Origin of the sequence: Sphingobacterium sp. HSC-15S19, from assembly GCF_050433745.1 — a bacterium.
Classification (GTDB): Bacteria; Bacteroidota; Bacteroidia; order Sphingobacteriales; family Sphingobacteriaceae; genus Sphingobacterium; species Sphingobacterium siyangense.
In genome coordinates, this window is the sequence record NZ_JBNPWQ010000002.1 from 127994 (window position 1) to 151100 (window position 23107).

The 23107-nt window shown below is 39.9% G+C and carries 24 protein-coding genes; 17 read left to right on the forward strand and 7 right to left on the reverse strand.

The features are described from left to right. Positions 1 to 13 precede the first annotated feature (13 nt). On the reverse strand, positions 14 to 1891 hold the full coding sequence (locus tag L1283_RS02400; protein WP_070561674.1) for a M1 family metallopeptidase: 1878 nt from the start codon (positions 1889 to 1891) through the stop codon (positions 14 to 16). A 159-nt stretch (positions 1892 to 2050) separates the two neighbouring features. On the opposite strand from L1283_RS02400, the gene L1283_RS02405 reads away from it, so the two are divergent. Next, the gene (locus tag L1283_RS02405; RefSeq protein WP_286851462.1) at positions 2051 to 2908 is read left to right on the forward strand and encodes a hypothetical protein; all 858 of its coding nucleotides are present in this window, start codon (positions 2051 to 2053) and stop codon (positions 2906 to 2908) included. Positions 2909 to 3031: 123 nt separating this feature from the next. Here the strand turns inward: L1283_RS02405 and L1283_RS02410 are convergent, their stop codons facing one another. The 6 genes from L1283_RS02410 to L1283_RS02435 all read right to left on the reverse strand — a co-directional run bounded on the left by L1283_RS02410 (position 3032) and on the right by L1283_RS02435 (position 8233). Then, the gene (locus L1283_RS02410; RefSeq protein WP_286851463.1) at positions 3032 to 4429 is read right to left on the reverse strand and encodes an MBL fold metallo-hydrolase; all 1398 of its coding nucleotides are present in this window, start codon (positions 4427 to 4429) and stop codon (positions 3032 to 3034) included. Between the two features lie 11 nt (positions 4430 to 4440). Beyond that, positions 4441 to 5256: a sulfite exporter TauE/SafE family protein gene (locus tag L1283_RS02415; RefSeq protein ID WP_286851464.1), complete on the reverse strand. Its 816-nt coding sequence runs from the start codon at positions 5254 to 5256 to the stop codon at positions 4441 to 4443. Positions 5257 to 5341: 85 nt separating this feature from the next. Further along, positions 5342 to 5755, reverse strand: a complete 414-nt coding sequence (locus L1283_RS02420; protein ID WP_286732281.1) for a DUF6691 family protein — start codon at positions 5753 to 5755, stop codon at positions 5342 to 5344. Then, positions 5756 to 6316 carry a YeeE/YedE family protein gene (locus tag L1283_RS02425; RefSeq protein ID WP_286732282.1) on the reverse strand — a complete coding sequence of 187 codons (561 nt, stop codon included), beginning with the start codon at positions 6314 to 6316 and terminating at the stop codon, positions 5756 to 5758. An 83-nt stretch (positions 6317 to 6399) separates the two neighbouring features. Continuing rightward, on the reverse strand, positions 6400 to 6840 hold the full coding sequence (locus L1283_RS02430; protein WP_083663466.1) for a hypothetical protein: 441 nt from the start codon (positions 6838 to 6840) through the stop codon (positions 6400 to 6402). Continuing rightward, on the reverse strand, positions 6830 to 8233 hold the full coding sequence (locus L1283_RS02435; protein WP_429625733.1) for a WG repeat-containing protein: 1404 nt from the start codon (positions 8231 to 8233) through the stop codon (positions 6830 to 6832). The genes L1283_RS02430 and L1283_RS02435 overlap by 11 nt, the downstream gene beginning before the upstream one ends. Positions 8234 to 8641: 408 nt before the next feature. On the opposite strand from L1283_RS02435, the gene L1283_RS02440 reads away from it, so the two are divergent. The 16 genes from L1283_RS02440 (at position 8642) to rlmD (ending at position 23099) form a co-directional block, all read left to right on the forward strand. After that, complete coding sequence (locus tag L1283_RS02440) at positions 8642 to 9322, forward strand: response regulator transcription factor (RefSeq protein WP_088160011.1); 681 nt, start codon at positions 8642 to 8644, stop codon at positions 9320 to 9322. After that, complete coding sequence (locus L1283_RS02445) at positions 9312 to 10694, forward strand: sensor histidine kinase (protein WP_429625734.1); 1383 nt, start codon at positions 9312 to 9314, stop codon at positions 10692 to 10694. The genes L1283_RS02440 and L1283_RS02445 overlap by 11 nt, the downstream gene beginning before the upstream one ends. Positions 10695 to 10851: 157 nt before the next feature. After that, on the forward strand, positions 10852 to 12042 hold the full coding sequence (locus L1283_RS02450; protein ID WP_088160013.1) for a porin: 1191 nt from the start codon (positions 10852 to 10854) through the stop codon (positions 12040 to 12042). Positions 12043 to 12079: 37 nt separating this feature from the next. Further along, on the forward strand, positions 12080 to 12382 hold the full coding sequence (gene ureA, locus L1283_RS02455; RefSeq protein ID WP_046674789.1) for an urease subunit gamma: 303 nt from the start codon (positions 12080 to 12082) through the stop codon (positions 12380 to 12382). Positions 12383 to 12397: 15 nt separating this feature from the next. Then, positions 12398 to 12769 carry an urease subunit beta gene (gene ureB / locus L1283_RS02460; protein ID WP_075990804.1) on the forward strand — a complete coding sequence of 124 codons (372 nt, stop codon included), beginning with the start codon at positions 12398 to 12400 and terminating at the stop codon, positions 12767 to 12769. Between the two features lie 2 nt (positions 12770 to 12771). Next, complete coding sequence (ureC, locus tag L1283_RS02465) at positions 12772 to 14622, forward strand: urease subunit alpha (RefSeq protein ID WP_088160014.1); 1851 nt, start codon at positions 12772 to 12774, stop codon at positions 14620 to 14622. 10 nt (positions 14623 to 14632) lie between these two features. Beyond that, complete coding sequence (locus L1283_RS02470; protein ID WP_088160015.1) at positions 14633 to 15127, forward strand: urease accessory protein UreE; 495 nt, start codon at positions 14633 to 14635, stop codon at positions 15125 to 15127. A 23-nt stretch (positions 15128 to 15150) separates the two neighbouring features. Further along, positions 15151 to 15837: an urease accessory protein UreF gene (locus tag L1283_RS02475; protein WP_088160016.1), complete on the forward strand. Its 687-nt coding sequence runs from the start codon at positions 15151 to 15153 to the stop codon at positions 15835 to 15837. Positions 15838 to 15855: 18 nt separating this feature from the next. Then, positions 15856 to 16476, forward strand: a complete 621-nt coding sequence (gene ureG / locus L1283_RS02480) for an urease accessory protein UreG (RefSeq protein ID WP_088160017.1) — start codon at positions 15856 to 15858, stop codon at positions 16474 to 16476. A 12-nt stretch (positions 16477 to 16488) separates the two neighbouring features. Continuing rightward, positions 16489 to 17430 carry an urease accessory protein UreD gene (locus tag L1283_RS02485; protein ID WP_088160018.1) on the forward strand — a complete coding sequence of 314 codons (942 nt, stop codon included), beginning with the start codon at positions 16489 to 16491 and terminating at the stop codon, positions 17428 to 17430. Continuing rightward, positions 17423 to 17905: an urease accessory protein UreE gene (locus L1283_RS02490; protein WP_088160019.1), complete on the forward strand. Its 483-nt coding sequence runs from the start codon at positions 17423 to 17425 to the stop codon at positions 17903 to 17905. The genes L1283_RS02485 and L1283_RS02490 overlap by 8 nt, the downstream gene beginning before the upstream one ends. A 42-nt stretch (positions 17906 to 17947) precedes the next feature. After that, positions 17948 to 18997 (forward strand): A/G-specific adenine glycosylase, encoded by a 1050-nt coding sequence (gene mutY / locus L1283_RS02495; protein WP_429625735.1) that lies wholly within the window; start codon positions 17948 to 17950, stop codon positions 18995 to 18997. 19 nt (positions 18998 to 19016) lie between these two features. Then, positions 19017 to 19475: a single-stranded DNA-binding protein gene (locus L1283_RS02500; RefSeq protein ID WP_046674796.1), complete on the forward strand. Its 459-nt coding sequence runs from the start codon at positions 19017 to 19019 to the stop codon at positions 19473 to 19475. A 239-nt stretch (positions 19476 to 19714) separates the two neighbouring features. Beyond that, positions 19715 to 20755, forward strand: a complete 1041-nt coding sequence (pheS, locus tag L1283_RS02505; protein WP_088160021.1) for a phenylalanine--tRNA ligase subunit alpha — start codon at positions 19715 to 19717, stop codon at positions 20753 to 20755. Between the two features lie 125 nt (positions 20756 to 20880). Further along, the gene (locus L1283_RS02510) at positions 20881 to 21456 is read left to right on the forward strand and encodes a TetR/AcrR family transcriptional regulator (protein ID WP_046674798.1); all 576 of its coding nucleotides are present in this window, start codon (positions 20881 to 20883) and stop codon (positions 21454 to 21456) included. Positions 21457 to 21689: 233 nt separating this feature from the next. Then, on the forward strand, positions 21690 to 23099 hold the full coding sequence (gene rlmD / locus L1283_RS02515) for a 23S rRNA (uracil(1939)-C(5))-methyltransferase RlmD (RefSeq protein ID WP_088163427.1): 1410 nt from the start codon (positions 21690 to 21692) through the stop codon (positions 23097 to 23099). Positions 23100 to 23107 lie beyond the last annotated feature (8 nt).

Sequence of the window (23107 nt, forward strand, 5' to 3'; positions counted from 1 at the left end):
GAAGTATATTTAGTTACTTACTAAAACTGTTGTTTGCCGATTCTACATCCGCTAAGCGTAGTGAAGGATCAATAGTTACCGCTTTTGGTGTTTTCGACACATGGATAGTATAGTCGGGTTTGGTCCAAAACCAATCTTCAAGCACGGTCCTTTTAACACCTTTGTATATGTCAAAATGTTCTTCCGGTTTTTCTCCCCGCATTTCACGCAAAGGAATATAAAATAGTTCTTTACTTCCATCTGTGTATTCTACCAGAACATCCAGTGGCATGGCAAAATTTGACTTATTAGCCAATAAAATGTCGGTGTCTGTTACTTTTTCGATGGCGTAATCAATTTGACGTGTTGTATTGATAAACAGATTGAAATACCATTTTAAGTTTATACCGGAAACCTCTTCAGCAACGCGTTTAAAATCATTTGGTGTCGGATGTTTAAATTTCCAGATGTCATAAAATTTCAGGAAGGTTTTTTCCAAATTTTCCTGACCAATAATATAACCCAACTGTTCTGCAAGCACGGCACCTTTGTTGTATGCTTCGTTGCTGTAGCCGTAGTTGGTGTTATAATAATCTGCCAGTAAGCTCATCGGTTCTTCTTTACCTGAAAGAGCCAATTTATAGTAGCCACGGTAGGCGGCAATTTGTGGGTTGGAGGCAATAGCACCTCTTTTTTCAAAGATATGTTGCATGGCCAACTCTTCGACATAGGAGGTGAAACCTTCATCAAACCATTCATCTACGGTTTCATTGATCCCAAACAATTGTTGGTACCAGGAGTGTGCCGATTCATGGAATATGACACCAACAAGACTTTTTAGATTGCGGCCGCCTGTGATCAGAGTAGCTGTGCCATACTCCATACCACCATCGCCACCCTGAATGATGGTATAAGTTGGCCATGGATATTTACCAAACTTCGCACTACAGAAGTCAAAGAATTCGGTAGAAAGGCCTATTGCCGTTTTCCAATTTGAAATAACTTCTTTGTCAGTTGGCAAGAATACGGTATATACTTTTATACCATTTTTACTTGAAGCGGAATCCACAACAAATTTGGGGTCTGCGGCCCAGACAAAATCATGGATATTTTGGGCTCTATAGTGCCAGGTCGCTTTATTGTCGATGGCTTTTACTTTCGCTTTCTGTTGATAACCTTTGACCTCTGATGGGTTTTGAAGAACACCTGAGGCACCAACAACATAATTTTTATTGAGGTGTATGGTGACGTCAAAATTGCCAAAAGGAGCAATAAATTCACGACCTGTATATTCATCCAAATGCCAGCCGAATTCATCGAATTGGGCCATCTTCGGATACCATTGCGCCATAGATAATGCTACACCTTCGGCAGAATTCCGGCCAGTTCTTCTGATTTGTTCCGGAACTTGTGCGGTCCACTCCATATCAAAACGTGCTGTTTCGCCATCTTGGATAGGAGTTGGTAAAGCGACCTCCAAGATCGTTCCGTCAATTTTAAATGATGCGTTAGCCCCATTCATTGTTAAACTTTTGATTTTTTGATAACCAATTTGATTGGTCTTAAGCTCTCCGATGCGGCTTTGATATACCGGCTTTTCTTTTGTGCCAAGGTTGGTCACCATGCGCTTGTCTGGATCACTGATGTTTTTTAAGCGGTAATCCATCATCGATCCTGGTTGAAAAGCATTGAAATATAGATGGAAATATACTTTTTTAAGTGATTGCCCTGAATTATTGCTGTACTTCAAGGTCATTTTTCCATCGTACTGATATGCTTTTTCATCCACGTTGACATCCATATGGTAGTCAACTTTCTGTTGCCAGAATCCTTTTCTTTGGGCCTTCGCTACTGCCCCCCAAATATTCAATACACATGCAAGTGTAAAAAAGGATATTATTTTGATTTTCATGCCCCAAACTTACAAAATTGTCTCAATAAATGGCACTTAAACGAATGTAACGAAGTTAATGTCATCAAATCTTGACGAAAGTTGACTGTTCTTTGGGAATTGGCTTGGTTTTGGTTAGGGAATTTAACTGTTAAGTTAAAAATCAATTTTACTGTTTTTATGGAAAATCTATATTATAAGCCCTCGGGAAAGGCTCCTGCTTTGGTATTTATCGGATCTCTTGTGCTAGGCACAATTAGTGCCGTTGTATTGGCAATTGTTTACATCGCTTTGCAGTGGTTTATCCCTATTATTTATTTTAATGTATTTATTACATTGGGATTTGGTGCTGGGATATTCTATGTGCTGAATTTCTGTTTCAAAAAATGGAAATTAAGAAATAAGGGCATTGCACTATTGATTACTTTGCTAGTCGCGCTTTTAGCCTTTTATGCGCAATGGGCTCTTTTCGTTTCGCTGATGTACAATGCGGAGGGAACCATGGGCGGAGATACCTGGGTAAAATCATCTTTCAATCTGGAAGGGTTCAAAGCCTTTTTCTTACACCCTTCATTTATTTGGGAAGCGATGCAAGGTTTAAACGAAGTCGGTACCTTTACCTTGAAAAAGAGCCCGGTTTCGGGTGGTATGTTGTGGGCCGTTTGGGCGATTGAGATGGGTATTATTCTGATTACGCCGCTTATTATGGCTTTCCGCGGTATTACTATTTATCCTTTTTCTGAAAAAGACGAAGTATGGATGAATAAGCGGACATTGCCCGGAAGGTTGAAATTCGTGGCGGATAAAGATGCCGTCGTAAGCTCCTTGGGGAATCATGATTTTGCCTATGTGTATGATCATCTTTCAGATGAAGAAGAGCATTTCTCTTTTGCCACGGCCGAATTATATGAATCTGAAACGGACGACCATCAGTATCTGACCATCTATAATCACCAATTTACGGAAAAGAAAGGCAAGATGGAAGAGAAGAAGGATGAGATCATCGAATTCTTGCGGATCAATAGAAATAGTCTATAAACGAAACATACTGCCGAGCTGAGTTGCTCTATATTGAATGCACTGGCAGCTAAAGTTCGGTCGTATAGCTTGGTTCTTTAAAAAAAGATCCCAGGATAAATATCCCGGGATCTTTTTTACATATTATTGTACCAATGTTCCACCCTTTAATTTCCATTCATTGATGGAAGGACTATAAATTTTGACGTCCTTAATACCATTTTTCGCCAATATGGATGCCGCTATGGTTGCGCGGTCTCCAGACTGACAATGCAGGTACAGCTGTTTACTTCGATCAATTTGGTTAAGATTGTCTGCAATTGTACCAACAAAGATATGAGTCGCATGCGGTAAATGGCCCTCTGAAAACTCAGCGGCATTACGCACATCAAGTATTTGGATGTCGGATTTGCCCAATACACTATTCATCTCTTCGAAACCGATGAGTTGCTGATGTTCCAATGGAATCCCCAAATGAGGAATCGTATCAGGCGTAATATATCCAGCGACATGATCCAATCCAATGCGCATAAGCTTGCGGGTAATGTCGTCCAATTGGCTTTCCTCTACAATGAGTATAAAAGGATCCGTGTAATTAAGGATCCAACCAGCCCAGGTATTAAACGTTTTGTTATGCTGAATATTGATGCTATTGGGGAGATATCCTTTGGCAAACTCAAACTTATGGCGTGTATCAATGATAGTTGTTCCTTTGTGGTATAAACGCAGAAAAGTTTCGTTCGTTAACTTCTTGTACTGAGGAACTGCCGTTTGCAAAGGCCGTGCTATTTTGTTGAGTTTTTTCATCATGGCAAAATAGCGTGGCGGTTCGGGCTGTCCTGATAATAGCTCTTCCACGAAGGCTGTTTCGTTGTTTTGGTATTGAAGCGCCCAGTTTCGTATTTTTTCATAACCAACTGTTGAACTCGGAACGGCGCCTAGGGCCTTTCCACACGCGGATCCGGCCCCATGTGCGGGCCATACTTGAATATGATCAGGTAGAGCCAAGAAATGTTGCAACGATCGGTACATTTGGTGGGCTCCAATTTCCTTGGTTCCGATCATTCCCGCTGCATTCTCTAACAGATCTGGGCGTCCGATATCCCCAACAAATACAAAATCACCTGTAAATATCATGACTGGCTCCATGGTTGCAGGCGTATCAATCAATATAAAACTGATACTCTCGGGCGTATGTCCAGGGGTATGGATAACTTGGAAAATCAGATTTCCAACTTGAAATTGATCTCCATGTTTTAATCCAATATGTGGAAATTCATATTCCCAATCTTCTCCACCTTCATCGGAAAGATAAGGTTGGGCGCCTGTCAATGCGGCTAACTCTAGCGTACCTGAAAGGTAGTCGGCATGTATATGCGTTTCCGCAATATGGGTTATGGTCAGATTATTCTTTTGTGCAATCTCAAGATAGCTGTCTACATCTCTTTTAGGGTCAATGACTAGCGCTACACCCTTGGCTTGACAACCAATGATATAACTCGAATGTGCTAAAGATGACTCAAAAATGTGTTGAAAAAACATAACGTGTGATTTTAATAATTTACAAATTGAATGAATTCGAAAGCAAAGATTAGGATGCCGATACTAATTAAAAAGTACCCAAAAATACCTTTCAATTTTGCCGCATCTAATTTGTCTTTCCATTTGGAACCAATCTGGAGGCCTATTAAAGTGATTAACGTAAAGGTAACCAATATAAACCAATTCATATGTTCCAGGAACTGATAATTCGCGATCAAACCGAATGAGGCGTTTAAACCGATGATAAACAACGAAGTTGCAATGGCCTGCTTAAGTGGAATTCCTAAGAGTAATACGAGGGCCGGCACAATGATAAAGCCTCCTCCTGCACCCACCAGGCCTGTCATGATACCGACGAGCAATCCGACGAGGACAACGTTGAAAATCTGGCCAATTCCACCCCTGAATCGATCGTGCCGAACCTGTTTACGTCTTCGTACCATTGCTGTCGCAGAAATCAAAATCACAATCGAGAAAAGGAGCATAATGATATGGTTTCTAGAGATCGCTATCTCGCCAAGGTGGAATGACTCTGGTATGGCTACAAGGAGATAACGCTTGGTCAAATAGACCGAAATTAGCGATGGAAAGAGAAAAACGGCCGTAGTTTTCAGGTCAATTTCTCTTTTTTTCAACGGAGAAATTGATCCGACCAAGGCTAATATTCCTATAGAAAACAACGAATAGTCCAATGCATATTGAGGTTCTATATGAAAAATATAAACAAATATTGGCAATGTTAGAATACTTCCGCCGCTCCCCATCAAACCCATTGACAGGCCGACCAGAACAGCTAATATAAAACCAGCTATAAATATTAATTCCATTTTCTCTTTCTAAAATTTTAACTAGTGGTACAGGCCTCAGATTGCGCGTATATGAGGTAATTTGGTCTAAAGTAGTTTGTTAAAACTAGTGCGGCAACTTATTGCGCAAGACTCCATAAAGCCAAGTACCCAACAAAGCAAAAAGCAAGAGGATTCCTATAGTCCAATAACCAGCACCGATTAGGGCAAACATTGGTCCCGGACAAGCGCCTGTCAATGCCCAGCCTAAGCCAAAGATTGTTCCCCCGAGCAGGTATCGTGTAATACTTTTGTCTTTATCATGGAATGCTATTTGCATCCCGTTACTATCTTTGATTTGCTTTCTCTTGATGATTTGTACGATTATAATTGCTGTGGTCAGTGCTGTACCGATAATCCCATACATATGAAAGGAACGAAATTGAAACATTTCGTAGATTCTATACCATGATGCGGCCTCTGATTTGTATAAGATGATTCCAAACAATATACCGATGGAAATAAATTTTAGTGCTTTCATTTATGCGAAAATTAGCGGGAATAAAAAATGAACCATGATGATCCCACCTAGGAAGAAACCTATAACGGCGATCAAAGAAGGAAGCTGAAAATTGCTAAGTCCAGAAATAGCATGGCCGGATGAACATCCACCAGCATAGCGGGTTCCAAACCCAATCAATACACCGCCAATACTTAAAAGTAGAAACTGAAACAAAGATCCGTCGAAAATGAAAATGGATTCAGGAAGGTAGCCTTGTAAATGGTCGATAATACCTAGCTCTTTTAAGTCGGCAACACTTTTGGAATTAATATGGCTTGCAGTGCCATCGCTCAGAAAATTATGTGCAATAAAACCGCCAATAGCTGTCCCGAGTACTACCAATAAATTCCATGACTGGGTCTTCCAATCGAATCTGAAAAAAGAGGAAGTTTTTCCGGCCCCTAATACAGTACACATGGTGCGCAGATTATTGGACATGCCAAAATCCTTTCCCTGTTTGAGCAGCAGGTACATGACCAGTGCAATTAAAGGTCCTGAAATATACCAGGGCCATGGTTGTTTGATGTATTCCAATAGCATAACATTGTTCTTAAGTGATGTTACAAAGGTACATACTGCCTTTGCAAAAGCCTGTAACAAATGTTACCGAAGGAAGAAAGAATTTATAGGTCGTAATATTCAATGTCGGCGTCCTTTAGGGCTTCCGTTAGCAGGGGAAGATCATCTTCCTTTTGAAATAATTTGTTGCGCCAGGTACGGAAGGCTGGCCCTTTGTTTTGGTTGATAATGATCAGGTTGCCACCGGAACGTTTGAGATTCCTGATATGAGAAATATTATTCAAAGGGAAAACGATTGTTTTTTTAGCGTTGCTTATCTGAAGTGTATTTTCATCCAAGACCCAAGTCGACGACAAAGTCGAAGACTTTATGGCCAGATACAGTGCTAAAGGAATCATTAAAAGAGCAATAATAATCTTGAGAATTTCCTGTATGGGAACTTTAGACATTCCCATTCCGATCAAAAAGATTGAAATCAGCAAGATTAACATGTATTTTCCACGATGCAATGTCGACAAGTGGAATGTCTGTGGATTACTCTTCATATTTCTTGATAAACTTCCCTTTTGCGTCAATATAGTAAAAATTCTCTAGATCCTCCGTTACAAGCGCCAGCCCGTTTTCAAAAGCTTGGGCATTTTGTAATTTAAATGGAACAACGACTTTTCCTGTGTAATCAATGTACCCATATTTATTGTCATTAAATGCCAGTAGAAGTCTTTCACCCGCAAAAGATAGAAACTCATAATCCGTTTTAAGTTGATTATGCCCCGTTTTATTAATAAGCTGGTAGGATTGGTTGACTAGAATTAACGCGAGATTATCGCGATAATCCGAAATGGTTTCATATTTGGCAGGAAGTAAAACAGCGCCTTTTTGGTCCATGATACCCGTATGATCTCCTTCCGTAAAAAGTGCATATTCTGGGCTAGGAACTGAAATAAAGTCATATTTGGCCTGCAGCAATATTTTACCGTTTGTATCCAACAGCCCATACTTAAGATCTCTCATGTAAACCACTGGACCGCCTTCGGTTTCTAAACTGAGCGATTCATATTGACATGGAATAACTTCTCTGCCTTGTATGTCTATTAAGCCAAACATTTGAGCTGCATCAGTTACGATAGCATAATCTCCTACATAGCTATATATTGCCGTATACTTTGCTGGTGTTAATTTGTTTCCTAAGCTGTCCTGTACACCAAAATATGCTGTATTGGAATCTTGATACCAAGATAAATGGTCGTTTAGCGTGGAATCTATAGCTTCCTCAATAGGTTCACCTTCTTCATAATCCGCTGGAATTTCAAAGAGTGATTTGTCGAATGTTATTTCTTCCACCTTGGTCGCTTGTATTCCGAGCCCGGCCGATCCGATATAGAGCGCTGCCCCGGGCACTTTTTCGAGATAATCGTAAGTGCCCCAGTATAACTTTGGCAATTTTGGTGCATACCAAACGGTAATTTCCGTTTGTGGATCTTGGCTACCTGTTAGATTGAATGTTGCTTTTTCGCAGGTGATTCCTGCAATTATCTTCTTTTGATCGGGAACTAAGCTGATCTCAAAATCTCCCGAATAGGCATAATTATCACCCTCGTTTACGGCAGTCTCAATGAGTTTGCCGGTGGCCAGCTCTGTTGCAGTATAGGTTTTATTTATTTCATCCAGTAGAAAAGAGCTGCCTTCGTGGATATTGCTGATCTGTATCGATTTTCCGAATAATAAACTTTCAATTCGCATCTGGTCTTTGGTGATGAAGGCCTGCATTAATGCTTCATTATTTCCAGCCAATATTTTGATGAATTCTGAAGATGCGGTATCTGTTCCCGTTTCAGGATCAGCAAATTGATATGAAATTTTATATAGCTTTTGCTGAGCGTGTCCTTGTCCGATAAGGAGTAAAAACGCCAACTGTAAACAAAGGATAAATTGTTTCATTGTGTGATTTTAAGCTGCAAAAATATTGAAATTCGATTGATTTTTGAAATAATCTTTCGCTGTTTGTGGAAATTCTTTCAAAAATAGATATTATTGTATTTGGTTGTTTAAATCTAATTTTTGGTCTGTGCTTCAGATTCAGGTGCTCGAAATAGTCCTATCTTTTGAGTAGAGACCTTAAGTTGTGGACTATTTCTATATCAAGTGAAGTAAATCGTTGTAAGGACGACGGTTGAGATAGCGGTCTTGCGGGGGTGTATGTATTTTTTACTTGTTTTATAGGTTATTATCATATAATCGTCAAGAAAAAGCGAAAATAATTAGGGAATGTAGCTTTTTGGAAAAAGGTGAAATGTTAATTTTGTATTTTACAAACCTCGAATTTTTTACTGTTTAAAAAAGATACCTGTGGAACTATTACTAATAGAGGATGAACCATCCGTCATATCATTGATCGAAAGAGGCTTAAAAGAAGAAGGCTATCATATTAGTATTGCTATGGATGGTTATACTGGTCTAAAAATGGCGGGATTGAACCGTTATGACCTGATCCTATTGGATGTGATGTTGCCTGGTATGAATGGCTTAGATGTCTGTAAAAACATTCGGATGTCCAACAACGAAGTCCCAATTATTATCTTAACGGCATTAAATCAAACGGAGGACATTGTCGAGGCCTTTGACAGGGATGCGGATGATTACTTGACAAAGCCGTTCCGTTTAGAGGAATTAAAAGCTCGAATCAGTCGCTACAGCCGCAAATCCAAAACCATTACCGAGCAGAAAAATATATTGGTATTTGACGATCTTCAATTGGATAGAGACAGTAAATCGGTTCAACGTGCCAATTCTCCTATTATTCTCACAGCTACTGAATTTCGTTTACTTGAATTTTTAATGCTCAACCGAAATAAGGTATTAAGTCGGATCGATATCCTAGAAGAAGTATGGGGTATGGATGTCGACTTAAGTACCAATGTTGTTGACGTGTATGTGAATTACCTTCGGAAAAAGATCGATAAACAATTTTCACGTAAACTTATCCATACAGTGATTGGGATGGGCTATGTAATCCGTCATGAAAATTAGGACCAAAATAGTTCTCCTATTTTCTATCATCAGCACCCTGCTGCTTGTTATTTTTGCCATTTATGTGTCTTATTTCACGTACGACAGTCTACAGACCAAATTTTTTCATCGGCTAGAAGAGAACGCCGTGATTGTCGGAGATCATATCGTCCATCAGAAGGATGAAAATAGGGCGCTTTATATTCAGGTAAAACGTAAATACCTGAAACAATTATCTGAAGGAACAGACCATCTCATTCGTGTTGTTAAGGGAAGTGATCGAGTTCAATTGAGGCCTGAGCTGCCTATGCCAAAAACATTCTATGCCGATGTAATTCGTCATGGAAAGGGAAGATATATGCATGGTAAGACTGCCTTTGTAGCGGTATTCTTTCAGGATCATCTTCACCAGGAAAATTTGATTGTTGTATCGGAAGGTATTGATGATTACGGCCATGATGAACAGCGTCAATTGGATCGTACCCTGATCACAGGTGGGATTTTGGCGATTTTTTTAATTGTACTGATGTCTTTTTACTTTGCTGACCGATTATTGAAACCCATTAAGGATATCAACAATGATTTAGATAAAGTTGATATCGCACATTTAGACCATCGCCTGTTTAGTAAATTTAGCAATAGCAAAGATGAATTGGGTGTTTTGATTGCGAACTTAAATTCAATGCTTAGCCGATTGGATATCTCGGTTCAGTCGCAACAGAGTTTTATTGGAAATGCCTCTCATTCGCTAAAGACCCCACTTACAATTATTGGGGGAGAAGCCGAATTGGCACAACAGCTCCTGTCGAAAGAGCATGAAGCCTACTATTCCCTGGAGACTATCGCGAAATATGCGGATAAAATGGAGTTGATTATCAACAATCTTTTGCAACTATCCCGCATGGGCTTCAAGGGGGAAGTGGACAATAAAGAAATTATTCGAATTGACGAGTTACTCTATGAAATTTATAAAGCCGAAAAAAGTATTCATAAGGACCTCAAGCTTTCTTTTGATCTAACAGAAATTCCAGAAGATAGTGATGAACTTACGGTTTTGGCGAACCCGGATCTGTTTTTTATTGCCTTTAGCAATATTATTTCAAATGCATTTAAGTACGGCAATGGAACGCAGGTTGGCGTAGCCATAAGTAGCGATAGCAAAAATATTACGATAAAAGTGTTTGACCAAGGGATAGGTATTCCTAAAAAAGACCAGCCACATATTTTTACCTCTTTTTACCGTGCTTCTAATGTAGGTGACATCTATGGCAATGGTTTGGGGCTTGTTTTAGCCAAAAATATCTTTGACCTCCATGGTGCTGAATTGTTCCTCAATTCAACGGAAGGTCAAGGCACTTTGGTCGTTGTTACAATCCCAAAAACTCCTCTCTAATTTCATTTTAATCTCATCCTTATTCCATTTTTAGGTGGCTGTGATATACTTGTACCAGAGATAAGTATAACTCATGGATCTATCTTGTTGTTTCGAATCGAATTATGTTTTGAAACCGCGGGATTGCTTCGTTACCATAAAGGAACAAAATATAAGGATGAAAAAAACACTTTCACTTTTTACAACACTGGGGATTGGCATAGCATCATTGCATGCGCAGGAGCAGATCCAAACGGACTCTGTTCAGGCGCAAAGGAGCAGCTTGTTACTGAAAGAACCCGCGAGAGCAAAATCATTTCAATTGGATGTCCTGTTAAGAGCAGGCCTGCAAACGGACAATGGGGAGGGGGCGTCTCAAGCAAAAGCAAACCTTGATGATGCCCGTATTTTGATGAGCGGGGAATACAATGATAGACTGTCGTATAAAGTACGTTTTCGCTTGAATCGGTCATTTGCTCCAACGAGTCAGGATAATGGATCCAGAGCCTTGGACATGGCATTGATCAAGTACAAGTTTGGCAAGGATCTCAAATGGTCCGTTACGGCCGGCAAGCAAAGTGCGATGGTCGGGAGTTATGAATTTGAAAATAACCCAATTTACGAATATAAGTTCACAGACTATGTCGACCGTATACTGAATCTCTTTGTTGTCGGTGGAATGTTATCTTATGAAGTCAACCCGAATCATTCGTTACATGCCCAAGCTTACAACACGACCAATGATAGTTTTATGGAGCTTCATGCAAAAAATGGTTTTGCTGTAGGTGATTTGGAACGCTCTAGTGTACCAATGGGAGCCTATTTCACTTGGGTGGGTGCATTTATGGATAAGCGTTTTAATACGAAATGGTCTTACAACATCTCTCAGTTTGCAAAGGGACATACTAATCATGCCGTTTCATTAGCGAATAAATTCAAAACAGCAAAACAGATGCTATATCTTGATTTACAGTACTCTTATCTTGCTGTCGATCATGCGATGATTGCATCTTCGGCGATCAACGAATTTTATGGTAGAACTGGCGAGAACCGTGTATTGGCCAAAGATGTGAACTACAGCTCTGCCATATTGCGCTATGATCAATTTTTGAGTAAAAAATGGGAGGTTGCTTTGAAAGGTGGGTATGAGATCGCGGGATCGAGAGATGATAATCAACTCGGTAAGAATTTTCGCCAAAACTGGACCTATTTTGCGGCTTTGCAACATAAGCCGTTTCACAACCAGGATCTTCGGTTTTATTTAGGTTACGTTGGTAACACCGTAAACTATAAGGGCTATATGGATATGGCCAAGAGTCAGTACAACCGCTTAGCCTTTGGGGCATATTTTACCATTCCAGTTTTATAATAATTCCTTTAACAAATTAACAAATAATTATTTTTTTATGCGTTTAACACCGAGAGAAACAGAAAAGCTGTTGTTGCATTTGGCCGGCGAATTGGCGGCTAAGCGATTGAAACGCGGGGTAAAATTAAATTATCCAGAGTGTATCGCTTACATCAGTGCCCAGATTATGGAGGAGGCTAGGGACGGAAGGTCTGTGGCGGACTTAATGTCTTATGGTACTACCTTATTGAAGAGGAGCCAAGTCATGGAAGGAGTCCCCGAGATGATCCATGATGTACAGATCGAAGTTACTTTTCCGGACGGAACTAAATTGGTGACTGTCCATGATCCTATTCGTTAATAAATATTGAATGATATGATTCCAGGAGAATACATTTTAAAAAAAGAGGAAATCAAAGCTAATGTTGGGCACAGAACCACAAGCATTGTTGTGAAAAATGAAGGTGATCGACCGATTCAGGTAGGTTCACACTATCATTTCTTTGAAGCGAACAAGTTGCTTTCCTTCGACAGGGAGAAAGCGTTTGGGATGCGCTTGAATATTCCAGCCAGCACCGCTGTTCGTTTTGAACCAGGGGAACAAAAATCAGTTGTTCTGGTTGAATTTGGCGGAAGTAAGGAAATCCACGGTTTTAATGGATTGACAAATGGGAAGTATACAGATCAATCGGTGAAGACCAAAGCCATTGATAAAATGAAAAAATTGAAATTCAGACAATCTAAATAAATATGGGAGGATGGAATAGACGCGAATGGATTAAAGTTGTAGGGCTCACTACTTTGGGTACTACTGTTGGTCTACATGCGCTTGGTTTAGATAAACTAGGTTTAGATAAATCATCTGTAAAATATGTTGATGGGGAACTTTATATCCCGAGAGACAAATATGCCGCTCTTTTTGGACCGACCACTGGAGATAAGGTTCGTCTGGCAGATACAGAGCTTTTTATTGAAATTGAAAAAGATTTCAATGTTTACGGAGAAGAGAACAAATTTGGTGGCGGTAAAACTATTCGTGATGGTATGGGGCAATCTGCTCGTGCCTTGCGTGATGAGGGTGTGTTGGATTTTTGCATCACTAATGTCATTATCATTGATCACTGGGGTATTGTAAAAGGCGATATCGGTATTAAGGATGGTAAAATTGTAGGTATTGGTAAAGCTGGAAACCCAGATGTACAGGATGGTGTAACCGAAGGCATGATCATCGGTGCTTCTACGGAAGTGCATGGGGGAGCGGGCTATATCCTAACTGCAGGCGGTATTGATACGCACATTCACTTTATCTCGCCGCAACAGATTGAAACAGCGCTATATTCTGGTGTAACTACTTTTATTGGTGGCGGTGCGGGACCTGCAGATGGAACACTGGCAACGACAGTGACTTCAGGAAAGTGGTATATCGAGCGTATGTTTGAAGCTTTTGAAAACCTTCCTATCAATGTTGGTTTTTTCGGAAAAGGTAACGTATCGACCACTAAACCTATCGAAGAACAAATTGAAGCTGGTGCACTGGGCGTGAAAATCCATGAAGATTGGGGAGCGACTCCGGCAACAATTGATGCGGCATTGAAAGTTGCTGATAAATACGATGTACAAGTTGCGATCCATACCGACACACTGAATGAGGCCGGTTTCTTGGAAGATACTGTTGCTGCGATAGATGGTCGTGTAATCCATACTTTTCACACGGAAGGAGCCGGCGGTGGACACGCTCCGGATATTATTAAGATCGCCATGTATCCCAATATCCTCCCTGCATCTACCAATCCAACAAAACCTTTTACGGTAAATACTGCTGAAGAACACTTGGACATGCTGATGGTCTGCCATCACTTGGATAAAAATGTGAAAGAAGATGTGGCATTTGCTGATTCACGTATCCGTCCACAGACAATTGCTGCCGAGGATATTTTGCAAGACATGGGCGTATTTTCAATTATGAGTTCGGATAGCCAAGCGATGGGACGTGTGGGAGAGGTCATTTCCCGTACATTCCAAACCGCCCATAAGATGAAAATCCAACGCGGCCCTTTAGCTGAAGATCAAGGCAAAGAAAATGATAACTTCCGTGTCAAACGTTATGTGTCTAAATTTACAATCAACCCTGCTAAAGCACATGGTATTGACCAATATATTGGTTCGATTGAAAAAGGAAAGTATGCAGATTTGATCCTTTGGAAACCAGAATTATTTGGTGTAAAACCCGAGTTGATCATCAAAGCCGGTATGATTTTGGGCGCTAAAATGGGGGATGCCAATGCGTCAATTCCGACGCCACAGCCAATCATTTATAGGCCAATGTTTGGGAATTATGGTAAAGCAGTTTCAAAACTATGCTTCAATTTCGTTTCGAAAATTTCTTTGGAGAACGGAAATATTCAAAAATTGAATTTGTCACGTAAATGCCTGCCTGTGGAGGGATGTCGTACGGTGATGAAAAAAGATATGGTACATAATCATGCAACACCAAATATCGTCGTTAATCCAGAAACCTATGAAGTAACAGTCGATGGTGTGTTGGCGACCTGTGAACCATTGAAGGAACTTCCAATGGCCCAACGGTACTTCTTATTCTAATTGGTTATTTATGTTGTTAGCAAGAGACATTAAGGGGAATATTTGGGCCGATAGCACAGATCAGAACGGTGTTGAACTTGATTTTTTGGAACTCGAATGGTTTGATACGGAAAGACGTATTATCCGAGGGTTCACTGTTGAAGGCCGTGAAATAGGCTTTAAAAATTTGGGGACGGAATCCTTGTTTGACGGTGATATTTTGTTCGAAACAAAGGAACTGCGCATTGCTGTTCGAATATTGCCCTGTCCTTGCCTTGTTGTACGTCCTAAAAACCTCTTGGATATGGCTCGGATATGTCTCGAAATTGGCAACAAACATATCCCTGTTTTCATCAACGCTGCACATGAAATTATTGCAGCCTATGAAAATCCCCTTTGGGAAACCTTAGAAAGAGCAGGTTTTACGCCGACGAAAGAACTACGGGTGATTGAAAGAACCCATACGTTACGCATACATCAGTATGCCGTAGTCCAGCACAAAATTACCCTGGCCAAGGGACTCTAATACTTAATTAATAACGATTACATATGAATCCATTGTTGACATTAATGCAGATTAATGATTCTGTATTTCCGATTGGAGGCTTCACACATTCCTATGGCTTGGAAACTTATATCAATAAAGAGATTGTACATGATGCTAAAACTGCAAAAGAATATGCACAGACTTTATTGGAGCATAGTTTCTATTACAACGATGCCGCTTTTTTTCATAAGGCCTGGCAATTGTGTGAATCAAGAGCAACTAGGAAAAAGATCGCTGAACTGGATGCATTGATAACCGCTTTCAAAGCCCCTTATGAGATTCGGGATGCCAGTAAGAAATTGGGAATACGGTTTTTAAAATTGACAGAAAAGTTAAAACCGGTCAAGCGTTGTTCGGCTTATCTAAAGGCGATAAATGCGCAAGAATTGCATGGTCACTATGCGATGGCATTTGCCATGTTTGCCCATGCGCAGGAAATTAGTTATGCAGACGCACTGAGTGCTTTTTATTATAATTCTTTGAATGGTATTATGACGAATTGTGCCAAACTGGTTCCAATTAGCCAAATGGATGCACAGCAGATTTTGTTTAAACTACAGCCCTTGATTAATAAATTGGTTGCATTACAGCCCGAACTGGATGATGATCTGATTGGAAATTGTTGTATCGCTCAGGATATTGGATGCATGCAACATGAAAAATTATACACGAGAATTTACATTTCGTAAAAATAACTGAAATAAAAGATGTCTAAGAGAAATTACGTGAAAATTGGTGTTGCTGGTCCTGTGGGCTCTGGCAAGACGGCACTTATTGAACGGTTGACACGTTCGATGTCGGCAGATTATAGTATCTGTGTCGTAACAAATGATATTTATACGCGTGAGGACGCTATGTATCTACAACAGAATTCGGCACTGCCCGCTGAACGTATTATTGGTGTTGAAACAGGAGGTTGTCCGCATACGGCTATCCGTGAAGATGCTTCGATGAACATTGAAGCTGTAGAAGAATTAGCGAATCGTTTTGAGGATGTGGAACTGATTTTTGTTGAAAGTGGGGGCGATAACCTGACGGCGACTTTTAGTCCGGATCTAGCCGATTTGACCATATTTGTTCTCGATGTTGCTGAAGGAGAGAAAATGCCGCGTAAAGGTGGGCCAGGTATTACGCGCTCGGATTTGTTGTTGATCAATAAAATAGACCTTGCCCCTTATGTAAATGCCGACTTGGAAGTTATGCGTCAGGATACAATCCGCATGCGTGGTGAACGACCATTTATTTTTACAAACTTAATGACTTTAGAAGGTTTAGAAGATGTGAAATCATGGATCAAAAAGTATGCTTTGTTGGAGCCCGTAGGTTAAAATTTATCGTATATGGATAGCAAAATCGTATTAAATGTTGCCAAAGAGGACGGCAGAAGTAGATTGAAGGAAAGTTATCATAATGCACCTTATAAACTAACGCATTATGGCGCGTCAGGATTGACCAATCATTTGGAAATGATCATCATGAGTGCATCGCCTGGTATTATGGATACGGATTATTTGCACATTGATGTTCATGTGAAAAAAGATGCACAATTGAAACTTTTTACACAGTCTTTCAATAAGCTTCATCCTATGAAAACCGGAGCAAGACAACATACGGACGTGCATGTGGATGCCGGAGGCCTGTTTCATTACATTCCACATCCAGTAACCCCGTTTAAGGATTCTATTTTTAAGGCAAGCAATCATATTCACTTGGCTGAAGATGCAGTTTTGATGTGGGGGGACATTATTAGTGTGGGAAGAATCCACATGAAAGAAGCTTTTGAGTTTGGTAGCCTGCATACCCAAACCAAGATTTTTAGACAAGGTAAACTGTCCTTTATTGACAATCAGCTTTTGCGTCCCAAAAGTCAGCCGATACAGAAGATGTTATTTTTTGAGGGATACACCCATCAGGCAACTTTTGTGTTCTCGGCTCTTTTTGCGCAAGAATTAAAATATGAATTGGATGAAATCCTAACTGTTGAATACAATGACATCTCTTACGGCTTTACGCAGGCTTCAAAAGATGTGGTTATCCTACGTGCTTTGGGTACTGATGGAGAGTTGCTTTATGACTTTTTACATATGTTGGGGCAATTGTGTTGGGATTTTACACAACATAAGCTTTCTGAAAAGAAGGAAGACACAACAGTTGAAGCTATAGCCGAAGATGAGAAATCGAAGGCGCAGGAAATCACCGTCATTGAACACAGAAAACCTCGTCGAAAAAGTAAGCGGGAGTTGGTGGATGCTGTAGTGGTGGAAGGAACTAACTATGCATAAGGGAAACCTGCACGACGAGATATGGATTGATGTTATCCCTGATTTTGACAAATTGAAGCTGGGCCGCGATTCAGATATTTTGGATCTTTCCTATTATGAAGTAAATAAGCGCGTTATCCAGCGGAAAACAAGAAAGGGTAATCGAGTGCGCATACAGCGTGATGATAGCAGCGCATTGCGTTCAGGGCAGTGTATTTATCATCGCGGTGATTTATTTATCCAGGTCAACATTTTACCTTGTCTTTGTGTATTGTTGGATAGTCAGAATCTATCTGTTGTGGGCGAGTTCTGCTTCGACGTGGGCAATCGACATTTGCCGGTTTATCTCAAAGCCGATGGGCGATTTGCTGTTTCTTATGATGGACGTCTCTATCAGGCGCTAAAGGAAAAATATAAGGGGTTTATCACATTGGAAAATACGATTTTAGAACCTGATGAACAGATTACCTACATTCGTAGACCTATCCTCGAATGATGGAATGTTGGTATTAGCGAAAAATTACGCATTTTTGTCGCTATGAAATTTGGCGAGGAATTGCAAGTATGGTATCGACAACATAAGCGAGATCTACCATGGCGAGAAACAAAAGATGCCTACAAAATATGGCTTTCTGAAATTATTCTGCAACAGACTCGTGTCGAACAAGGCTTGCCCTATTATGTACGCTTTGTCGAGCGATTTAAGAATGTTGTGGAATTTGCGAATGCAGAAGAAGATGACATTCTTCATCTTTGGCAAGGTCTGGGTTACTATTCTAGAGGCCGGAATATGCATAAGGCTGCGCGAATAGTTCGCGATCAGTATCAGGGTGTTTTTCCGGTAGATTATCAAACATTAATAACGCTTCCTGGAATAGGAGAGTATACTGCTGCGGCGATATCCTCTTTTGCGAACGATGAAGCCCAGGCGGTATTGGATGGAAATGTGTTTCGTGTATTGGCGCGATACTATGGCATAGAAACACCTATCAATTCTACGGAAGGAAAGAAGATTTTTACAGCTATAGCCAAAGAAAATCTTGATCCTAAACACCCGGCATTGTATAATCAGGCGATTATGGATTTTGGTGCTACCCATTGTAAGCCCAAGCTGCCTTTATGTGAATTCTGTATGTTTCGTCCTTCCTGTTATGCGTTATCTAAAGGCCAGGTAGATCAATTGCCTGTAAAGCTTAAAGCCAAGGCAAGCAAAGATCGATACTTTAATTATTTTATCTCGAAGGATAACGATCAGATACTGATGTCTAAACGTGGTGAAGGTGACGTTTGGCAGAATCTATATGAGTTTCCACTTTTGGAGTCTAATTACAGCTTGTCAATTCCGGATGTTCTTAGCGATGAGTGGTTTATTTCCTGTTTCGGTCCCGATGCAGAGCTGCATGTTTTACAGCAGCAGACAAAACATATCTTGAGTCATCAGAATATTTATGCGACATTTTTTGAGGTGCGGTTAAAAGGCGATCTAATTCAAAAAAAATCCAATTGGGATTATGTATTTCTAAAAGATTTAGATAAATTAGCTAAACACAAGTTGATCTTTACCTTTTTGGAAAGGTCAAATTTTTAACCATTTATGCTTTTAAATTATGTCAGGAGTTAACAAAGTCATTTTAGTGGGACATCTTGGAAAAGATCCCGAAATTCGCTATTTAGAAGGCAATGTCTCTGTTGCCAGTTTTCCATTGGCAACATCAGAAACGTATAACAAAGACGGAAAAAGAGTAGAACAAACCGAATGGCACAATATTGTTATGTGGCGAGGTCTGGCTGACGTGGCTGTAAAATATCTAACAAAGGGGAAGTTAGTTTATATTGAAGGTCGGCTGCGGACTCGTACTTATGAAGATAAGGAAGGTATTAGACGATATGCTACAGAGGTTGTCGCCGAAACCTTTACGCTTTTAGGCCGTAAATCGGATTTTGAGCCGAATGCTGGTGTAAGTGCTGGTAATACAGCAAACACACAAGCGCAAAAAGTCGAAGATAAGGAAGTGGAGGTCGATTTTACGGAGAATGATCAGGAGGATAATCCATTACCATTTTAAGCGGAAGAATTTGAGATTATGTAAAAACTTTACATGTATAGTAAATATAGTAAAATCATCGAAGAACAAAAGAGCAGGCAACTATGCCTGCTCTTTTGTTTTATTCGTATTTTGGGGGTTGAAATCTGATAGCTTTCTCCCAAGCGAGTATGCTGTTTCTGTTGCGTGTTTTTTTATGATGCTCAGTCGAAGTTCAAAATTTCTTTTTAGCGGAAATTTTGGCTATGTTTGCTCTAATTATGTTGCAAGATAGAATTACGCAGTATACTGAAGAGATTAAGGCATTTGTGCCAACTTCTTCAGCCGATGTAGAAAATTTCAGATTGAAGTTTTTGGTTTCCAAAGGGATTGTGAAAAATCTTTTTGATGAATTCAAAACAGTTACGCCTGAAGAGAAACGTACTTTGGGAAAAGTGTTGAATGAATTTAAGCAGTTAGCAGAAAATACATTCAAAGAAGTACAAGAAAAGTTCGGGTCTGGTGAGAAGCAAAAATCCCAGGAATTAGCGAGTGATTTAACATTGCCTGGTCAAGGTTTTCAGCTAGGGTCTAGACATCCAATCTCTTTAGTTCGTAAAGAAATTGTTGAAATTTTCAAGAAATTGGGTTTTATTGTGTCAGAAGGGCCGGAAATTGAAGATGACTGGCATAATTTTTCTGCGTTGAATTTTCCGCCGGAACATCCTGCGCGTGATATGCAAGATACTTTCTTTATCAAAAAACAAGAAGGTAATGACATTACATTGAGAACGCATACCTCTTCGGTTCAGGTGCGTTTAATGGAAGCCGGTAAACCACCGTTTCGTGCGATAATGCCTGGACGTGTTTATAGAAATGAAGCTATATCAGCACGTGCACACTGTTTCTTTCATCAAGTAGAAGGTTTATATGTAGATGAAAATGTTTCTTTTGCGGATTTGAAACAAACTTTATATCATTTTGTTCAAGAGATGTATGGCGAAGGTACCAAAGTACGTTTCCGTCCATCCTATTTTCCTTTCACTGAACCTTCGGCAGAAATGGATATCTCCTGTACAATCTGTAAAGGGGCAGGGTGTAACTTGTGTAAGTACTCTGGCTGGGTAGAAATTTTAGGCTGCGGTATGGTCGATCCTAACGTGCTTGATAACTGTGGTATCGATAGTAAAAAATATTCGGGTTTTGCTTTTGGTATGGGAATAGAACGTATCACAAACCTTAAATATGTGATTAAAGACCTACGTCTTTTCTCAGAAAATGACACACGTTTCTTGTCTCAATTTGAGACTGAATTAATATAAATTAATCATTGTAAAGATTGTGGCATCACATTATTCTCTACGATAACTAGGCAAGAGAATAATGTGATGCTTTTTGGTCTTTAAGCTTTGTAGATGACTTTCAACATTCGTACGATCTAACGTATATGGAACCAGATTATATTATTGAATCCATAAAAAGAACAGCACGTGAGCTCTTTCGTCAAAATGGCTACCATAAAACCAGTGTAAACACATTGGCAAAAAAAGCTAAGATTGCGAAGGCGACGGTGTACAAGTATTTTGATAGTAAAGAGATGATCTTGCATGCCATTCTCATGGATTATCTTCGTGCGAGTCTGCAGGATATTTTGAAAACAACCAAATATGAAGATGATATGGCTTCGTTTTTGGCTTCAACAATTTTGCGGGTAAGCCGACTGACTTATACGGCTTGCAATGAATTGATCGGTTGGGAGTTTATCCGGGAATCTGCGAACGCACAAGAATATTTAAAAACGCTTTCTGAAGATTTGGAGTTTTTGCTCCTAAGCACATTCATTCAGAATGAAAAAATAAATGAAGCGATTAGCGAAGAAAAGCTGACCTTTTTGATCAAGTCCAGTAAAAGCATTGTGTTTTCTTTTGCTTTTACGGCCGTCTCAGATGCCGATGTACGAAAAAACTTTATTTCGTTTCAGAAAGAGATCCTTCCTTATCTTGTTCAGGCAACAGTTCAGTAAAATTATCCTAAGCCTTTCATCTCTGCCCAAATCGCGGCGCCATCTTTTGAGTATAGCTCTCTTTTCTTATGATTCTCTTGTAGGGGAGTTGCTTTTGCTCATATTCCTTTGTCCCATTGTTTCCTTTACGAAGTTACGAGCCTGTTAAGAACCCGTTTATACCAGTGATAATCAATGCCTATAAATAATTTATGCAGATGGAAAATCGGTATAAATTTGTATTTTTGCACCCTATGAGTAGAAGAATTCCGCAAGATAAAAAGTTCTTGAAAGATATTGCCATCATTGATATTGCCGAAGAGGGTAGAGGTGTTGGAAAAACCGAAGATTTGGTTTTGTTTGTAGAAAAAGCTGTTCCTGGTGATGTTGTTGACGTGGAGCTTATGCGCAAGAAAAAGAATTTTGCGGAAGCTCGGGTAACCAGTTTAAAAGAGGCTTCATCTTATCGCGTAGATCCGTTTTGTGCACATTTTGGAGTGTGTGGTGGATGTAAGTGGCAGCATATGACCTATGATGCTCAGTTAAAATTTAAGCAACAATCTGTCGATAATGCGCTGTCGCGTATTGGGAAAGTAGATACTTCAGCGATGGAAAGTATTTTAGGCTCTGTGCAAACAGAATATTACAGAAATAAATTAGAATATACTTTTTCAAACAAAAAATGGTTGACTTCTGTTGATGAAGATTCGTCCCAATTAGAAATGAATGCACTGGGTTTTCACGTGCCTGGACGTTTTGATAAGATTTTAGATATCGATCATTGTTTTTTGCAAGAAGATCCTTCAAATGAAGTTCGTAATAGTATCCGTGATTTTGCTCTTAGTCAAGATATGACGTTCTACGATTTGCGTGAACACACAGGTGTATTGCGTAATTTGATTATCCGTATTTCTTCAACCGGGGAGATGATGGTGATCGTTGTGTTTGCATATCCGGAAGAAGGACAGGTTGAGTTGTTGATGGAATTTGTTAAAGAAAAGTTTCCTCAAGTCGCTTCCCTGTTATATATTGTAAACCAGAAACGCAATGATACAATCTTCGACCAGGATATTCATGTATATGCCGGTCGTGATTTTATCTATGAGGAGATGGAGGGCTTGCGTTACAAAGTTGGGCCTAAGTCGTTCTATCAAACAAACTCTGCACAAGCGTATGAGCTGTATAAAATCACACGTGACTTTGCCGATTTAAAGGGGGATGAGTTGGTGTATGACTTGTATACAGGAGCGGGTACAATTGCAAACTTTGTCGCTAAGAGGGCGAGAGAAGTTGTTGGTGTAGAGTATGTTCCTACTGCCATTGAGGACGCTAAAGTCAATTCGTCGATCAATGATATTACGAATACAAAGTTCTACGCTGGAGATATGAAAGATGTGTTGACCCCTTCCTTCATAGCTGAACACGGAAAACCAGATGTGGTGATTACAGATCCACCACGTGCAGGAATGCACGCTGACGTTGTAGCTCGTTTGTTAGAAATGGAATCACCGCGTATTGTATATGTCAGTTGTAATGCTGCTACACAGGCACGCGATTTGGTGTTGTTGGGCGAAAAATATGAGGTGAAGCGGATCAAGCCAGTAGATATGTTTCCGCATACCCAACACGTTGAGAATGTGGTTTTATTGGAATTAAAGAAGTAATAGCATAC

What these genes read in the sequence shown, in the direction of transcription:
- L1283_RS02485 (WP_088160018.1), top strand. Translation starts at nt 16,489, where the DNA reads ATGGATAGCAAAATCGTATTAAATGTTGCCAAAGAGGACGGCAGAAGT.
- L1283_RS02435 (WP_429625733.1), bottom strand. Translation starts at nt 8,233, where the DNA reads ATGAAACAATTTATCCTTTGTTTACAGTTGGCGTTTTTACTCCTTATC.
- ureB (WP_075990804.1), top strand. Translation starts at nt 12,398, where the DNA reads ATGATTCCAGGAGAATACATTTTAAAAAAAGAGGAAATCAAAGCTAAT.
- L1283_RS02410 (WP_286851463.1), bottom strand. Translation starts at nt 4,429, where the DNA reads ATGTTTTTTCAACACATTTTTGAGTCATCTTTAGCACATTCGAGTTAT.
- L1283_RS02445 (WP_429625734.1), top strand. Translation starts at nt 9,312, where the DNA reads ATGAAAATTAGGACCAAAATAGTTCTCCTATTTTCTATCATCAGCACC.
- L1283_RS02420 (WP_286732281.1), bottom strand. Translation starts at nt 5,755, where the DNA reads ATGAAAGCACTAAAATTTATTTCCATCGGTATATTGTTTGGAATCATC.
- L1283_RS02425 (WP_286732282.1), bottom strand. Translation starts at nt 6,316, where the DNA reads ATGCTATTGGAATACATCAAACAACCATGGCCCTGGTATATTTCAGGA.
- ureC (WP_088160014.1), top strand. Translation starts at nt 12,772, where the DNA reads ATGGGAGGATGGAATAGACGCGAATGGATTAAAGTTGTAGGGCTCACT.
- L1283_RS02415 (WP_286851464.1), bottom strand. Translation starts at nt 5,256, where the DNA reads ATGGAATTAATATTTATAGCTGGTTTTATATTAGCTGTTCTGGTCGGC.
- L1283_RS02400 (WP_070561674.1), bottom strand. Translation starts at nt 1,891, where the DNA reads ATGAAAATCAAAATAATATCCTTTTTTACACTTGCATGTGTATTGAAT.
- L1283_RS02405 (WP_286851462.1), top strand. Translation starts at nt 2,051, where the DNA reads ATGGAAAATCTATATTATAAGCCCTCGGGAAAGGCTCCTGCTTTGGTA.
- pheS (WP_088160021.1), top strand. Translation starts at nt 19,715, where the DNA reads ATGTTGCAAGATAGAATTACGCAGTATACTGAAGAGATTAAGGCATTT.
- L1283_RS02475 (WP_088160016.1), top strand. Translation starts at nt 15,151, where the DNA reads ATGAATCCATTGTTGACATTAATGCAGATTAATGATTCTGTATTTCCG.
- rlmD (WP_088163427.1), top strand. Translation starts at nt 21,690, where the DNA reads ATGAGTAGAAGAATTCCGCAAGATAAAAAGTTCTTGAAAGATATTGCC.
- L1283_RS02490 (WP_088160019.1), top strand. Translation starts at nt 17,423, where the DNA reads ATGCATAAGGGAAACCTGCACGACGAGATATGGATTGATGTTATCCCT.
- ureG (WP_088160017.1), top strand. Translation starts at nt 15,856, where the DNA reads ATGTCTAAGAGAAATTACGTGAAAATTGGTGTTGCTGGTCCTGTGGGC.
- mutY (WP_429625735.1), top strand. Translation starts at nt 17,948, where the DNA reads ATGAAATTTGGCGAGGAATTGCAAGTATGGTATCGACAACATAAGCGA.
- L1283_RS02450 (WP_088160013.1), top strand. Translation starts at nt 10,852, where the DNA reads ATGAAAAAAACACTTTCACTTTTTACAACACTGGGGATTGGCATAGCA.
- L1283_RS02500 (WP_046674796.1), top strand. Translation starts at nt 19,017, where the DNA reads ATGTCAGGAGTTAACAAAGTCATTTTAGTGGGACATCTTGGAAAAGAT.
- L1283_RS02510 (WP_046674798.1), top strand. Translation starts at nt 20,881, where the DNA reads ATGGAACCAGATTATATTATTGAATCCATAAAAAGAACAGCACGTGAG.
- L1283_RS02470 (WP_088160015.1), top strand. Translation starts at nt 14,633, where the DNA reads ATGTTGTTAGCAAGAGACATTAAGGGGAATATTTGGGCCGATAGCACA.
- L1283_RS02430 (WP_083663466.1), bottom strand. Translation starts at nt 6,840, where the DNA reads ATGAAGAGTAATCCACAGACATTCCACTTGTCGACATTGCATCGTGGA.
- ureA (WP_046674789.1), top strand. Translation starts at nt 12,080, where the DNA reads ATGCGTTTAACACCGAGAGAAACAGAAAAGCTGTTGTTGCATTTGGCC.